The 14,489-nt window shown below is 40.1% G+C and carries 10 protein-coding genes and 4 pseudogenes; 7 read left to right on the top strand and 7 right to left on the bottom strand.

The features are described 5' to 3' along the window. Window positions 1–5 precede the first annotated feature (5 nt). Genes LGZ99_RS11565 through LGZ99_RS11575 form a run of 3 tightly spaced genes read right to left on the bottom strand, consistent with a single transcriptional unit; the run spans window position 6 to window position 1,925 of the window. Window positions 6–554 (bottom strand): SEN1982 family lipoprotein, encoded by a 549-nt coding sequence (locus LGZ99_RS11565; RefSeq protein WP_036839217.1) that lies wholly within the window; start codon window positions 552–554, stop codon window positions 6–8. Further along, window positions 551–1,087 (bottom strand): carbapenem biosynthesis protein CpmG, encoded by a 537-nt coding sequence (gene cpmG, locus LGZ99_RS11570; RefSeq protein ID WP_036839219.1) that lies wholly within the window; start codon window positions 1,085–1,087, stop codon window positions 551–553. The genes LGZ99_RS11565 and cpmG overlap by 4 nt, the downstream gene beginning before the upstream one ends. Further along, window positions 1,077–1,925 carry a formylglycine-generating enzyme family protein gene (locus LGZ99_RS11575; RefSeq protein ID WP_036839221.1) on the bottom strand — a complete coding sequence of 283 codons (849 nt, stop codon included), beginning with the start codon at window positions 1,923–1,925 and terminating at the stop codon, window positions 1,077–1,079. The genes cpmG and LGZ99_RS11575 overlap by 11 nt, the downstream gene beginning before the upstream one ends. Before the next feature lie 154 nt (window positions 1,926–2,079). On the opposite strand from LGZ99_RS11575, the pseudogene LGZ99_RS11580 reads away from it, so the two are divergent. After that, window positions 2,080–2,190: pseudogene (locus tag LGZ99_RS11580) on the top strand (IS630 family transposase); the annotation flags it as partial. On the opposite strand, the pseudogene LGZ99_RS24685 reads toward LGZ99_RS11580, so the two are convergent. Beyond that, window positions 2,186–2,356 (bottom strand): annotated as a pseudogene (locus LGZ99_RS24685) (spore coat protein CotH); the annotation flags it as partial. The pseudogenes LGZ99_RS11580 and LGZ99_RS24685 overlap by 5 nt on opposite strands. 3 nt (window positions 2,357–2,359) lie before the next feature. Further along, window positions 2,360–3,199 (bottom strand): annotated as a pseudogene (locus tag LGZ99_RS11585) (IS630 family transposase). A gap of 394 nt (window positions 3,200–3,593) precedes the next feature. Between LGZ99_RS11585 and LGZ99_RS11590 the strand changes: the two are divergent. Together LGZ99_RS11590 and LGZ99_RS11595 are read left to right on the top strand one after the other, a co-directional pair. After that, complete coding sequence (locus tag LGZ99_RS11590) at window positions 3,594–5,879, top strand: amidase (RefSeq protein ID WP_051769473.1); 2,286 nt, start codon at window positions 3,594–3,596, stop codon at window positions 5,877–5,879. Between the two features lie 12 nt (window positions 5,880–5,891). Next, window positions 5,892–6,071, top strand: a pseudogene (locus tag LGZ99_RS11595) (type II toxin-antitoxin system HicB family antitoxin); the annotation flags it as partial. A gap of 137 nt (window positions 6,072–6,208) precedes the next feature. Here the strand turns inward: LGZ99_RS11595 and yiiM are convergent. Next, window positions 6,209–6,880: a 6-hydroxyaminopurine reductase gene (gene yiiM / locus LGZ99_RS11600; RefSeq protein WP_036839225.1), complete on the bottom strand. Its 672-nt coding sequence runs from the start codon at window positions 6,878–6,880 to the stop codon at window positions 6,209–6,211. A 119-nt stretch (window positions 6,881–6,999) separates the two neighbouring features. Beyond that, window positions 7,000–7,626: a superoxide dismutase [Mn] gene (sodA, locus tag LGZ99_RS11605; protein WP_036839226.1), complete on the bottom strand. Its 627-nt coding sequence runs from the start codon at window positions 7,624–7,626 to the stop codon at window positions 7,000–7,002. Between the two features lie 614 nt (window positions 7,627–8,240). Here sodA and acs point away from each other — a divergent pair. From acs to LGZ99_RS11625, 4 genes are all read left to right on the top strand, one after another. Continuing rightward, a complete protein-coding gene (acs, locus tag LGZ99_RS11610; RefSeq protein ID WP_036839227.1) occupies window positions 8,241–10,196 on the top strand; it encodes an acetate--CoA ligase in 1,956 nt (651 codons plus the stop codon). A 64-nt stretch (window positions 10,197–10,260) separates the two neighbouring features. Beyond that, window positions 10,261–10,572, top strand: a complete 312-nt coding sequence (locus tag LGZ99_RS11615; protein ID WP_021325497.1) for a DUF485 domain-containing protein — start codon at window positions 10,261–10,263, stop codon at window positions 10,570–10,572. Further along, entirely contained in the window at window positions 10,569–12,218 is a 1,650-nt protein-coding gene (actP, locus tag LGZ99_RS11620; RefSeq protein ID WP_262979125.1) for a cation/acetate symporter ActP, read from the top strand. Before LGZ99_RS11615 ends, actP begins: the two co-directional genes overlap by 4 nt. 107 nt (window positions 12,219–12,325) lie before the next feature. Continuing rightward, window positions 12,326–13,957, top strand: a complete 1,632-nt coding sequence (locus LGZ99_RS11625; RefSeq protein ID WP_262979126.1) for a phosphoethanolamine transferase — start codon at window positions 12,326–12,328, stop codon at window positions 13,955–13,957. Window positions 13,958–14,489 lie beyond the last annotated feature (532 nt).

A 14,489-nucleotide genomic window follows, 5' to 3' on the forward strand; every position in this document is an offset into this window, starting at 1 on the left:
TAAAATTAGTAAAGAATTTCAAGTTGAACAGGATCACTTATTATTTTAATAACCCCAGTGTCAGATTTTTCAAATTCAATTTGATATTTTTCATTGTCAATGCCTGTAATAATATTATCTAGATAAGAATATGCGAATCTTATTGATTTGTTTTTAGCCCATTCAGGTAATAAGTGTACATAGTAGTTAAAAACTACAAATCCTCTTTTTTTATTTATGTAAGTTATATTTAGAATGTCTTTTAACATCATTCTACCGTAACAAAAATCACCATTTTTATTAAATTCTTTTTTTCCTAAATTGGTTAAGTTCCATAATTTATTTTTTCCTCTTTTAAAATCCAATTTCACTAATCCAGCATCAACAAGAGATTCCATGTTCGCATTAGCCCATATAGAATTTTCATTAATTGATATTGGCCATTCCGTCTCACCTAGACATAATAATATTTTATCGTCAATTTCTTTTTGTATTTTTTTTCTAAATAATTCATTTTCTTCTGAATGACAAAGAAAAGATAAAAACAATAAGAAAAACAAAAGATAATTTTTCATAAACTACACTCTATATTGTATTCTGTTATGGCATCACTCGCATTTTTATATTTTTTCTTTGTAAGATAGGATTTAGTATAATTCCAATAATAATTTGAAATGCCAGGTACTTCATTGTTATACTTTATATCATATTTAATAAATTCCACTGGGTATTCTCCAAATATGTCATCATCATTATTTTTTTTGTGAAAAAAAACAATATAATAAACCCCATTTTTTACTCTTAGCTCGTAATCTTGTGTTTTTATTTCAGAAGCAGATAATTTAAAATCAAACCAAGTAAAACCAATATCATTTGGGAGTGGAACTATATTAAATTTTCCACTTTCATTTTTCATAAAAACAGTTAACGTATTACTTGGATGAGATGTATTGTTTTCAAATTTAGCATAAAAAACCACATCTTTTTTTCCATCACCGTTCAAATCTATAAGATTGATTCCATCCTTTAGATTTACCTTATTTCCGCAATGAGAAAATGCCTTAAACGAGAAAAGGAAAATAAAAATAAGGTAAAATTTATTTTTCATTTAAATAACTCCTAACTAATCTAAACCCAACATCTGGCATCATATATCCTGAACTATGGTTATCACAATTGGACAAGCTGTTTGAATGGGAAAGATAACTTCCACCACAAAAATAATACAACTTAACTTTACCAAGTTCATAACTATCATAGACCCATTCAGAAACATTTCCACTCATATCGTATAAACCTAAGTCGTTTGGAGATAATTTACCTACAACCTGTGTTCCAAAATTACTTGTATTAAACTCTGGATACCACGCCACCTTCTTAGAATCATTGCTCCCAGAGTGATAGTATCCATATCTTCCTAATCGTAAGGCAGGTTTTCCCCCCCTTGCTGCAACATGCCATTCGTTTAAGGTAGGTAAACGATAGCCATTAGCCTTTGTATTTATAAAAACCTCTAAGCTTTCGTCTTTTTCCCTAATAATTTTATTTCCTTTTTGAAAATATACTGGAGTGAGTTTTAATTTCTCACTTAATGCATTTGAAAAAAGAACGGTATCTAGCCATTTAATATTCGTCACAGGATGCCTACCTTCATCCTGTTCAGGGAGAAGACAATCTTCATAATATGCCCCGTTACATCCATCATCAAAATCATAACCATTTAATATAGCCCATTCATATACCTCTTTATATTCTGAATAAGTAACTTCATTCTTCATGATATAAAAAGAATTTAATTTAACATTAGAATGAGATTCATAATCTTGAGCGCCAAATACACTACCAACGTAAAAATCACCACCTTCAACAAAGCTAAGTTTCATGTCATCAAATGAATATGCTCTTAATGACATTACTATAGATAAAAACAAATAAATATATTTCATTTTTTTCCTATATTTCAATATTGCTTTTTGGGTATGAGCAGCAAGTCAATATAAATAAGATTTCAAAATAGTAGATCACTTGAAGGGAACTCAGTCCGATTTTTGCGATCTGATTAATCGCCAAATCAAAACAAATCTCAAAATGGACTGAGTGATGCCAATCATAACACCAATACCCCGAAACGAATGACGTCAGATGAAAAAATTTATCCATAGAACCCGGGATAAGGACTATGCGCGTCGCCTCACCGCGCTCTTGATTCTACTTGCGATAATAATAACCCACCATCAGCATGAAATGGGAGTTGTCCACGTCCAGTGACAATTTTTCCTTTTTCGCCCTCAAGTATTAATGTATCACGATACCCAAAACCAACATCTATTTTTTCATCTGCATATTCAACTATTGTTCCATATTTGCTGTATATATCCGCTTAACTTGAAGATGCAGGATTCAGAACCTGGAAGTTATCATTAATACGGCACGACAGGTTCCCGGCAAGTTCCGGTAATATTTCCAAAAGCGATGTATTGCCTGCCTGAACAAGGCCGTCGTAGCGAAATAAGGGTTATTCCTGACCTGTTCATTCATCACCTTCCACCGCCTTTCTATCGGGTTCAGATTCGGGCTGTATGGCGGCAAGTAATGAAGGTCAATATTCATCACATAAGCCCAGTCTTTCACCCGCTTACTCCGGTGGTAACCGCGGTTTTCTGGCCTTTGCGCATCCAGCCATAAGCCAGTTTCGTCCCCTGCGTGGGATGGACGCCATCAATGAACAGGATGGGCTCATGGTCTCCGGCTTCCTGTTTCAGTTTCCCGTCGGTTTCTATAAAGGCCCGTTGCTGTTCCGCGTTGAACTTGTGTGGCACGCCGGTCGGTTTTTTATAACTGAATCCATTGTGGCGCAGCCATTTATTCATGCCGGGAACGGTGTAACGGATATCCCACTCTTCTTTGACAAGACGGATAACCGCCTGTGTGGTGGGCAGAAGATCCGCGGTCAGATAAGCGATAAGTTCCTGAGTCTGTATTTCTGAGATGGCTCTGAGAGCCGCCATTTTCGGGCTTGAGTTTGCGGTGATTAAGGTAATCGCTGATATGACGATTAACGGTCGTTTCATGAAGACGCAGGGCCTGAGCGAATCACTGAACTCCAGCCCTCAGAGGCCAGCAGAACCGCTTTTATGCGATCACACTCCCTCTTATCACGACAGGTGTGATGGAGATGTTCCAGTTCGGCTTTTTGTTCATCGGTAATGAATATTTTCATGACTGATACCCTGATCCTTATTTTGGGAAAAATCAAGCATCTTCAATGATTACGGGTATAGAGGTGTTAACCCCGTTTTAATGAGTGCAAAATATACCGTCTAACTGTGCAGAATTGATTTCCGTGCTACAGATTCAAAAGAAAAATGGGTGAATTGAATAAATTGCAGTCGTATTTATGACGCTAGTTGTGTAAAAATTTTTCAATAGATGAAATGCAATTGTCGCTTCATTTATCGAGCGGATAGGTGAAATTTATCACACGCGGCATCATCAGGTATGTGTCCTTAGCAAAAGAAGCTAACGAATAGTTATATAAATCAAAGTAAACATAACTTAATTGTCTATTAAAAAATTAACGAATCCTTGCGTTCACCCATTATTGGAGATTAATTATGGAGTTAGCAAGTATAACTGCCGTTCAATCAGGTCAGCCTATTACATGTAATGCATGGTTGTTCTGGTTAAGGAAGTTCACCGGGAGCATACCCAACAGCGTACTAATAGTGATGGGCTCATTATTCATGAGCGTGGTATTCATGCCAACTACTGATGCATCCAACACGCGAATTTTTTCGTTGCAAGAAGCAACCATCAAACAGATGCAGCAAGCGATGGAGGCTGGTGCGTTGTCGAGTGTCGAATTGACGACAATGTACCTGAACCGAGTATATGCCTATGATCTCAATGGCATAAAACTGAACTCCATTCCTGTCTTAAATCCAAGAGTGCTTGAGGAAGCTGCGGAGGCAGACCGTCTGCGGTCTGAGGGCATTATACTCGGACCTCTTCACGGGATCCCTTACACTGTTAAGGATAGCTATATGGTTGCTGGTCTCACCGTAGCTGCGGGATCGCCCGCCTTCAAAAAGCTGATGGCAAAAGATGATGCCTTCACGGTTAAAAAGATTCGGGAGTCTGGTGGGGTTCTCATCGGAAAGACAAACATGCCTCCGATGGCAGCCGGTGGCATGCAACGAGGTGTTTATGGTCGTGCGGAAAGTCCCTACAACGCCGACTATCTTACGGCCGCATGGTCTTCCGGTTCATCGAACGGTTCGGCTACTGCAACGACTGCAAATTTTGCGGCCTTCGGTATGGGGGAGGAAACCGTGTCGTCTGGTCGTTCACCTGCTTCTAATAATGCTCTGGTGGCCTATACTCCTTCACGTGGATTGATCTCAATCCGAGGCAATTGGCCTCTGTACCCTATACGTGATGTGGTTGTCCCGCATACACGTACTGTTGAGGATATGCTTCGAGTCCTAGATGTGATAGTGGTTGATGATCCGATCACAGAGGGAGACCTCTGGCGTCATCAGAAGGTTGTCAAACTACCTGCTGTGACTTCAGTACGCCCTAAAACCTATCTTGAACTCAGGGACACAAATTCGCTGAAGGGACGAAGAGTTGGCGTTCCAAAGATGTACATTGGCAAAGATTTTGGTGGAAGTAATCCTGTTCGCGTCAGGCCGTCTATCATTGAACTTTGGGATAAGGCTGCTACAGACCTTCGTGCGCTTGGCGCTGACGTGATTGAAATCGATTTCCCACTCCAGAATAATTATGAGGGGGACCGTGTAGGTACTAGAACGATGGAAGAACGCGGACTTATTCCGCTCGACTGGATGGAATTGGAGTTTAACTACATAAATTCCTATGTGGCCGAAGAGTTCCTCAAGAGCGTAAGAGACCCGAATTTCCCTTCTTGGACCAATATCGACCCGGCGACAGTATTTCCGAACCCACCAGCATCCGTCGATGCGTGTCGCGGATTTAATCGAGATTCAGATTATAAATTGCTCATCGACACAATCAAAGCTGGGGTCCAGCCCATCGAGAAACTACCGGGTTTTGCGACTATGCTCCGCGGCCTCGAAGAAACGCGAAAGATAGACCTTGAGAACTGGATGAAGGCGGAGAAGCTTGATCTCATTGTTTTTCCTGCAAATGGTAACATCGGTAAGGCTAACGCAGATGTCAATGATGTCTCGTACGAAGAAGCATTGCAGAACGGTAACTTTTACTCAAACACCAACTATGTTCTCCGTCACTTGGGCATCCCAAGTGTTTCAGTGAGCATGGGGACCATGAAGGACACTGGTATTCCTGTTAACTTAACATTCATTGGCCCAGCTTACAGCGACAATGATCTTCTTCGGTACGCATACGCTTATGAATTCGTCACCAATAACAGAGCCATAGCAACCCGAGTTCCCCCATTGGCCGACGAAATACTGGACTACTCAGACGGAAAAACAGTACCACCGGTGCAACGTACAGATAAGCTGCCCCCGGTGTTAGTATTGAATGCATCTCTTACTGGTACTACGCTTACCATTTCTGGTACGGCGAAGGACATAAATAAAATTGCAACAACGCGTGTTTATGTTAATGGGATAAAGATACCATTTGATGGCGATTTGGTTAACTGGCAGGCGAAAGTTGACACCAAAAAATACTACAACATCACAGCATTAGCTGTAGAAGCCCTTTTCGTGGTTGTTATTTCTAAAGACGAATATGGTAATACGGCCGTGGCAACCAAAAATATCAAATTGCCGGTAAGCGAGAGTAAAGCGGCAGTACAGATCGGCGACGGGACTACGCCATCATCTGTACGTCCGCCAGCAGTCATACCTGCGTGTATACCTGGCGGCGCCCCACAACATATTGGTTAAACAGGCGGAGCTTTGAGCCCACTTCTTGGAGGTGTAAATGTTATATCCAGTTGTATTGATAAAGGTCATTCATCCTTCGGCGTTCGCGTCCCTGATATCCCTGGTTGCTTTTCTAAAGGAGGTGATTTTACAGATGCAATAGAAAGCGCCCATGAAGCAATCGAAGCTCATATCGAATTGCTGGTTGACGATAACGAAGCAGTTCCAGAAGCAACAAGTGTGGAAAATTATTTGGCAGACCCAAAGTATAAAGTATATCCCCTAACACCTCAGACATTTCATCTGAGGTGTTTTTATATTGTAACCCTTAACGCCACCTCACATTTTTATTATTTCCCAAACAACCTGCGATTAAAATCTTCAATCTTTCCAAACATAACCCGCTTTTGCATCGTCAGGCTCCAACTGGCGGACAGCCCTGCTGCACTCATCAATCGCCGATACTGCTCTTCATCAAATGGCATATTAAAAGCAATAGCTATCGCTTCTTTAACCAAAACATCACTATTACGGGAAACAAGAGCAAAAGGCTCATCCGGGCTAACATTTCCCGCTGCAATAATTCGGTAAAGCCAACCACAGCGGCCACTCTCCTGCATAATGGCAGAAAAATTACTGATACCGGAGTGAGAATTGAGTTTGTAACAAGGTGAACGAGGCTGAGTTACCTGAAGCATGGCCTCTCCCCAACTGAAAATATCACCGATACAAACATTCTCTTCAGTCAAGCCAGTTGTGGAAATATTTTCGCCAAACGCGGGAGCAATAAAGAAATCTTCCTGATCAGGAAATTGATGTTTCCAGAAATCGTAGTGTTCACGGGGATAATGGCAAAGCGCACGATCAGGGCCGCCATGGACGCGGGTTTCAGCCTGTTCATCACCTTCCAATCCAAGAGAAGTCAGACGCAGGCTGCCATCAACCATCCGTTTGTTAATTGCACTGGCAGACAGTTTTTCTGATATTTCAATTTTGCCTGTATATACCTGCGGATAATACATAATTCACTTTCCTTATTGAAATCAGTCCGACGATATCATCATAAACCAATACCCAATCAATAAAAATGCCGGCAGTAATATCAGCCGGCATAGCAGAAAAGAGAAAATGAGTTAGAAAATTATTTCACTTTTTCCTGATAACGTTTTGCAGCTTCATCCCAGTTAACAACGTTCCAGAACGCTTTAATGTAGTCAGGACGACGGTTTTGATACTGCAAGTAATAGGCATGTTCCCAAACATCCAGACCAGCAATTGGATAGCCAGAAGCACCGGAAATAGCTTCACCCATTAACGGGCTGTCCTGGTTAGCAGTAGATACAACCGCTAGTTTGCCATCATCTTTCAGTACCAGCCACGCCCAGCCGGAACCAAAACGAGTCGTCGCCGCCTGCTCAAATTTCTCTTTAAAAGAATCCACACTACCGAAATCACGTTCAATAGCTTCTTTTAATGGGCCTTGCAGAGTTGTCCCTAATTTCAAGCCCTTCCAGAACAGGCTATGGTTAGCGTGTCCACCAGCATTGTTACGTACAAAAGTACGTTTATCAGCAGGTATCTTATCTAATTGCTGAATCAGATCATCAACATCCAGTTTTGCCAGCTCAGGGAAGGCTTCCAGAGCGCCATTGGCATTATTAATGTAAGTCTGATGATGCTTGGTATGGTGGATTTCCATCGTCTGCTTATCAAAATGAGGTTCCAGAGCGTCATAAGAGTAAGGAAGAGAAGGTAATGAATAGCTCATATCATGTACTCCAGTCATATAAAATAATTCAAAGTCCACACCTTGTGAACAACTTGACTGCTCCTCTCCCTATCAGGAAGAAGATTCCCACTTCACAGAGACGAGCCTGACCCGCAGGGACGCGAGCCAGGGCTTACCCTCTCTCCGTGGGCTAACACTGTCAGCCCGACAGCTTTGATATTTCGCGCTTTATATGCGCATTTCATGGAGTCACACACTACATAAATGCAAAAGCGAGAAAACCGCCTCCTTTTATCCCCGCCATGAAGAACAAGGTTTCCTGGAGGCTGGCCGATAATCATTATAGTTAATTAAATATTATTGGAAATGATTATCAATGCCATATTCTCACTATGGTTTTATCATACAACTGTGTTTCAGTGGCTTATCAGTCAATTTATCTATATTTAAGATTATTATTGGATTAGGATTTTAAATTACTATTTTTGGTTAGCAATTAAACCCAATTATCCCCACCACACCAAATGACAATTACGTGAAAAATATTCTTTTTATTGCGTGATCTTCCGCGCAAAAAAAAAACAAAAATTCTCCTTACACTTTAGTTAACCTTGTTTTGACATACTATTAACATTCGCAAGGAGAATATTAATATGACTCAAATAATGAAGCACTCTATTCCTGCTGTCATTGCAGAACATGCCCTGATGAATAAACAACAATATCAACAAGACTATCAATTATCGCTGCAAGATCCCGAAAGATTTTGGGGTGAGAAAGGTAACATTGTTGATTGGATTAAGCCTTACACCAAGGTAAAGAATACCTCTTTTGATCCTGGACATGTCAATATCCGTTGGTTTGAAGATGGAACACTGAATCTAAGCGCAAACTGTCTCGATCGCCATTTAAAAGAGCATGGCGCTCAAACCGCTATTATCTGGGAAGGCGACGATCCAGCAGAGTCCAAAACAGTAACCTATCGTGAACTGCATCATGATGTATGCCAGTTTGCTAATGCATTGAAAAATCTTGGTATTAAAAAAGGTGATGTTGTTGCTATTTACATGCCGATGGTGCCGGAAGCAGCAATTGCCATGTTAGCATGTGCCCGCATTGGTGCTATCCATTCTGTTATTTTCGCAGGTTTTTCTCCTGATGCCGTATCCGGTCGCATCATTGATTCGAACACTAAATTGGTTATCACTGCCGATGAGGGTTTGAGAGCTGGACGTACAATTCCCCTGAAAAAGAATGTTGATGACGCATTAAGTAATCCAGCAGTTGTCAGTGTATCCAATGTTATTGTTTTTAAACGTACTGGAAATATCGGTAATTGGTACTCTGGTCGCGACCTTTGGTGGCATGAGTTGACAGCGGGCGTAAGTGCTGACTGCCCAGTTGAAGAGATGAACGCAGAAGATCCCCTGTTTATTCTCTATACTTCCGGATCTACCGGTAAACCTAAAGGCGTGCTGCACACCACCGGTGGCTATCTGGTATATGCATCCTTAACATTTAAATATGTATTCGACTATCATCCAGGCGAAATCTATTGGTGTACAGCTGATGTGGGCTGGGTGACTGGACATAGTTATCTGCTCTACGGGCCGCTTTCCTGCGGTGCTATCACTCTGATGTTCGAAGGCGTACCAAATTATCCTGCGGTTAACCGTCTAAGTCAGGTTGTTGATAAACATCAGGTAAATATCCTGTACACGGCACCAACAGCAATTCGAGCCCTGATGGCTGAGGGTGACAAAGCTATTGAGGGAACGAAACGTACTTCTCTGCGTATTCTGGGATCTGTTGGTGAGCCGATTAACCCGGAAGCATGGGAATGGTATTACCAGAAAATTGGTAACAGTCAATGTCCGGTTGTTGATACCTGGTGGCAAACAGAAACCGGCGGCTTCATGATAACGCCACTGCCAGGAGCAACTGAACTGAAAGCAGGTTCCGCAACTCTGCCTTTCTTCGGTGTTCAACCAGCCCTGGTTGATAACCTTGGTGAGCAATTAGAAGGTACTTGTGAAGGAAACCTGGTTATTACTGATTCCTGGCCAGGACAAGCACGCTCACTGTTTGGCGATCATGACCGTTTCGAACAAACCTACTTCTCTACCTTTAAGGGAATGTACTTTAGTGGTGATGGTGCACGCCGTGATGAAGATGGCTATTATTGGATAACTGGCCGTGTTGATGATGTATTGAATATCTCCGGTCATCGTCTGGGCACGGCTGAAATTGAATCCGCTTTGGTTTCCCACCCCAAAATTGCTGAAGCCGCTGTCGTCGGTGTTCCGCATAATATCAAAGGGCAGGCAATTTATGCCTATGTCACTTTGAATCACGGCGAAGAACCTTCCCCAGAATTATATATCGAAGTCCGCAATTGGGTACGTAAAGAAATCGGCCCGATCGCGACACCGGATATCCTGCACTGGACAGATTCTTTACCAAAAACCCGCTCAGGAAAAATTATGCGCCGTATCCTGCGTAAAATTGCTTCCGGTGATACCAGTAATCTGGGAGATACCTCAACACTGGCAGATCCAGGAGTAGTGGAAAAACTATTGGAAGAAAAACAAACAATGAGTATTTCGTGACATACCATGCCGCCGCAAGGCGGCTTAATCAACGAATATAATAAAAATATAAGAGGACATTCTGATGAATGACGCCATTTACCAAGGGATTGAGAACAATCCTCGTTTCAAAGAATTGGTTGAAAAACGAGGCCGTTTTGCATGGCTGCTATCAATAATCACATTAGTTTTGTATGTCAGCTTTATTTTCCTCATTGCATTTGCACCCGAATGGCTGGGTACCCCTCTTTATGCTGGTTCATATATTACCCGTGGGATACCCGTTGGCATTGGCTTAATTGTTATCTCATTCATCTTAACTGGCCTGTATGTCATCAGAGCTAATGGCGAATTCGATCGTCTTACCTCACAAATTCTTGACGAGGTAAAAAAATGAAGAAATTTTTGCTGATAATAATACTGCTATTTCCTGATCTCATATGGGCCGACACAATCTCAGGTTCCGTAGAAAAGCAACCCATCAACATTCAGGCCATTATTATGTTTGTCCTGTTTGTTGGTTTCACACTCTATATTACTTACTGGGCCTCAAAGAAAACACGCTCCCGTACTGACTATTACACTGCGGGTGGGCGCATTACTGGTTTCCAAAATGGCATGGCGATTGCGGGGGATTTTATGTCCGCAGCATCATTCCTTGGTATTTCCGCTCTGGTCTACACGTCTGGTTACGACGGGCTGATTTATTCTATCGGCTTTCTAATTGGCTGGCCCATTATCCTGTTTCTGATTGCCGAACGATTAAGAAATCTTGGGCGTTACACTTTTGCAGATGTTGCTTCTTACCGGTTACAGCAACGCCCAATCCGTACTTTATCTGCCATTGGCTCACTGGTTGTTGTTGCCCTCTATCTTATTGCACAGATGGTTGGAGCAGGTAAGCTTATCGAATTGCTTTTTGGCCTGAATTACCATATTGCGGTCGTATTAGTTGGTATTCTGATGGTACTTTATGTTCTGTTTGGCGGCATGCTGGCAACGACTTGGGTACAAATTATCAAAGCCATTCTATTGCTGGCTGGTACCACCTTTATGGCTCTTATGGTCATGAAAGCGGTAAGCTTCAATTTCAACACTCTGTTTAAAGAAGCTGTTACTGCTCATTCAAAAGGTGAAGCCATCATGAGCCCAGGAGGTTTGGTATCTGATCCGATTTCCGCACTTTCCCTTGGTCTCGCATTGATGTTCGGTACCGCTGGTTTACCTCATATCATTATGCGTTTCTTTACTGTAAGTGATGCGAAAGAAGCACGGAAAAGCGTTTTCTATGCAACTGGCTTCATCGGCTATTTTTACATTCTGACATTCATCATCGGTTTTGGCGCTATTTTACTGGTCAGCCCAAACCCGTCATTTAAAGATGCTACAGGTGCGCTAATCGGTGGTACTAACATGGCAGCCGTTCACCTTGCAAGTGCAGTTGGGGGGGATTTGTTCCTTGGTTTTATCTCCGCTGTAGCTTTTGCCACTATTCTGGCAGTTGTAGCAGGACTGACACTGGCTGGAGCATCAGCAGTATCACACGACCTGTACGCAAACGTCATTAAACGTGGCAAAGCCAACGAGCGCGATGAATTGAAAGTGTCAAAAATAACTGTTGTGATACTTGGGTTTGTCGCAATCGGATTAGGTGTTTTATTTGAGAATCAGAACATAGCCTTTATGGTTGGATTGGCATTCTCTATTGCTGCAAGCTGTAACTTCCCAATCATTCTTTTGTCTATGTACTGGCGCAAACTCACTACCCGCGGCGCATTAATCGGAGGTTGGCTGGGATTAATTACAGCTGTCGTTTTGATGATTCTAGGTCCTACAATTTGGGTCAACATTCTCGGCCACGAAAAATCAATCTATCCTTATGAATATCCAGCATTATTCTCAATGATTATCGCTTTTACAGGTTCATGGCTATTTTCTCTTACCGATAATTCACTACAGGGTATGCGGGAAAGAGAACAATTCAGAACCCAATTTATTCGATCACAAACAGGGCTTGGTATCGCACAAGGAAAATCATATTAGTTACGATTTTATACTCAACCTCTCCTTCGGGAGAGGTATTTTTATTAGGAAACCATCTGAACTCAGAGCTATTTCACAAGTTAGTCTCTTGTTTTACTCTCAGGTTAATGATTAACTTTACTATTTCAATTCGTTACTTAACACAATTAGCCTATATGAGAAATAAATTACCCATTCTTATTATCTTGATTCTGGCTTTATTGCCAATAATTTTCATTGGTAATGTGGCTAATGAGTATAAGTTAAAGATAGTATTACTGAGTTTTTTACTAACAAGTACTAATGCATTTCTCTATCATTTTAAATATTTCAAGCCTTTAATTTTACTTATCTCTTTATTATGGTCACTTAATATATCCACATCATTTTTCTTCTCTAGCAAACACCAGATAAGCTTCTCTTCAACTATTGCTAATACTTTTATCAATACAAATAGCAGTGAAGCTGTAGGTATGTTGTCTTACAACAAATATTATGTATTCTTCTTTACTTTCATGATGTTAACTTATTTTCTGTCTATAAGATGGTTATCAAAAAATACAGATTCCCGATTTCTAAAAGCCAATATATGGGCTTTATTATTTATTTGCTTATTAGTACCAATTGATTATTATATTTCAGAAAAAAAATATTCAGATAAAGTAATTTTGTCAGAGCATTTTTTAATGGGAACACCATTCTATAACTCATCAGCAATGGTAAGAGCAATATATGAAAATCAACAAATCAGGAAAATTACATCTGTTAAAGTGAATTTTAATTATATAAAAAAATATAAAGATATTGATATTTATATATTACTAATAGGAGAATCAGCAAGAAGAGACCATATGTCTCTATACGGTTATAATAAAATCACAACACCAACATTAGACATAATGCAGAAAAATATGCTGATACTCAATCAAGCTATTTCTCCAGCACCAGTTACTATATTATCTGTACCTATTTCACTGTCTAATATCACCTTATATCAGCTCAAAGATAAGGCTCATTATGCTGACAATATTGTATCCTTAGCTAAAGATGCAGGATTTAAGACAACCTGGATAAGTAATCAAGGCAGATCTGGCAAAAGTAACAGCTTAATTACCGTTATCGCTAATATGGCTGATAATCAGAAATGGAATAAATATATTGGATATGATGAAGAGTTGTTACCTTATTTAGATGATGCCCTAGAACAAAAAGGTAAGAAACTTATTATCATGCATATCTACGGAAGTCATGAGCCATCCTGTAACCGTTTCCCAGAAAATAAATTGATATCCTTTTCATCGAATGAAGATGATAACTGCTATGATAGTTCAATAGCTTATACAGACCAGCTAATAAGAAAAATCATCAATAAAATCAAAGAAGAAAAAGCCTCTATCCTCTATTTCTCAGATCACGGATTACAACGCTTAGATAAGAATGGTGATATCCGTTATCATCATGGTGTCAGTAACCCACGAAAAGATACTTATAATATCCCCTTATTTATCTGGTATAACGATAATGTTAATGCACGATATCGCCACACTGGTGTAGTAAATGCGCCTTTTTCAACTTCAGATAATTATTATCTTATTAGTGACTGGTTGGGTATTCATCATAAATCTCAAAAACACTGCCGTTCCCCATTGAGTAGCTGCTTTAAACCACCGAAAGAATTAATAGTGATAGATGGTAATAAAAATCTGATGAAATATAGCGAGCTTCCTGATGAGAAAGATATGAACGATTTTAGTAAATGATTTAAATTCGAGATCTAGATATTTTAGCCTATTACTATGAGCACCAACTAAAATACGTGATTCATAAATATAAGAGAAGGCTAGCTTGTTATTTTAATTGTCGGGTTCCAGCTCGTAGAGTGTTTATAACCGCTTACATGACATTATTTTTCCCAGGAAATCTTAGCAAAGTCGCACGAATTACCTTCCATGAATAAATTTTTAATGCTCTTAATACAAGAGTAAAAATAAAATAATACTCCCCATATAACTTGAGCTAAAAGTAAATCACTCACTAGACATCAACTTTACAGTAAAACCATTCTAAACAAATCTAGCTGATGACCTCCACGAACAGAGTCTTCTGCAAAAACCCTGAGTACCTCAAGGCACTTTAATTCTCTTTCTAATATCACAATCGCAAAACCCAAAATACGGCTGTAGTACTAAGAAAATATCAAGCCATTATATGCTTTTTATTTAGGAAACCACATTGAAATTAATTATCAGAAAAGAATTTCTAAGCTCAGATTTCACTGTGTAATAAGAAAAA

Source organism: Photorhabdus temperata, assembly GCF_025384845.1.
GTDB classification, from domain to species: Bacteria; Pseudomonadota; Gammaproteobacteria; order Enterobacterales; family Enterobacteriaceae; genus Photorhabdus; species Photorhabdus temperata.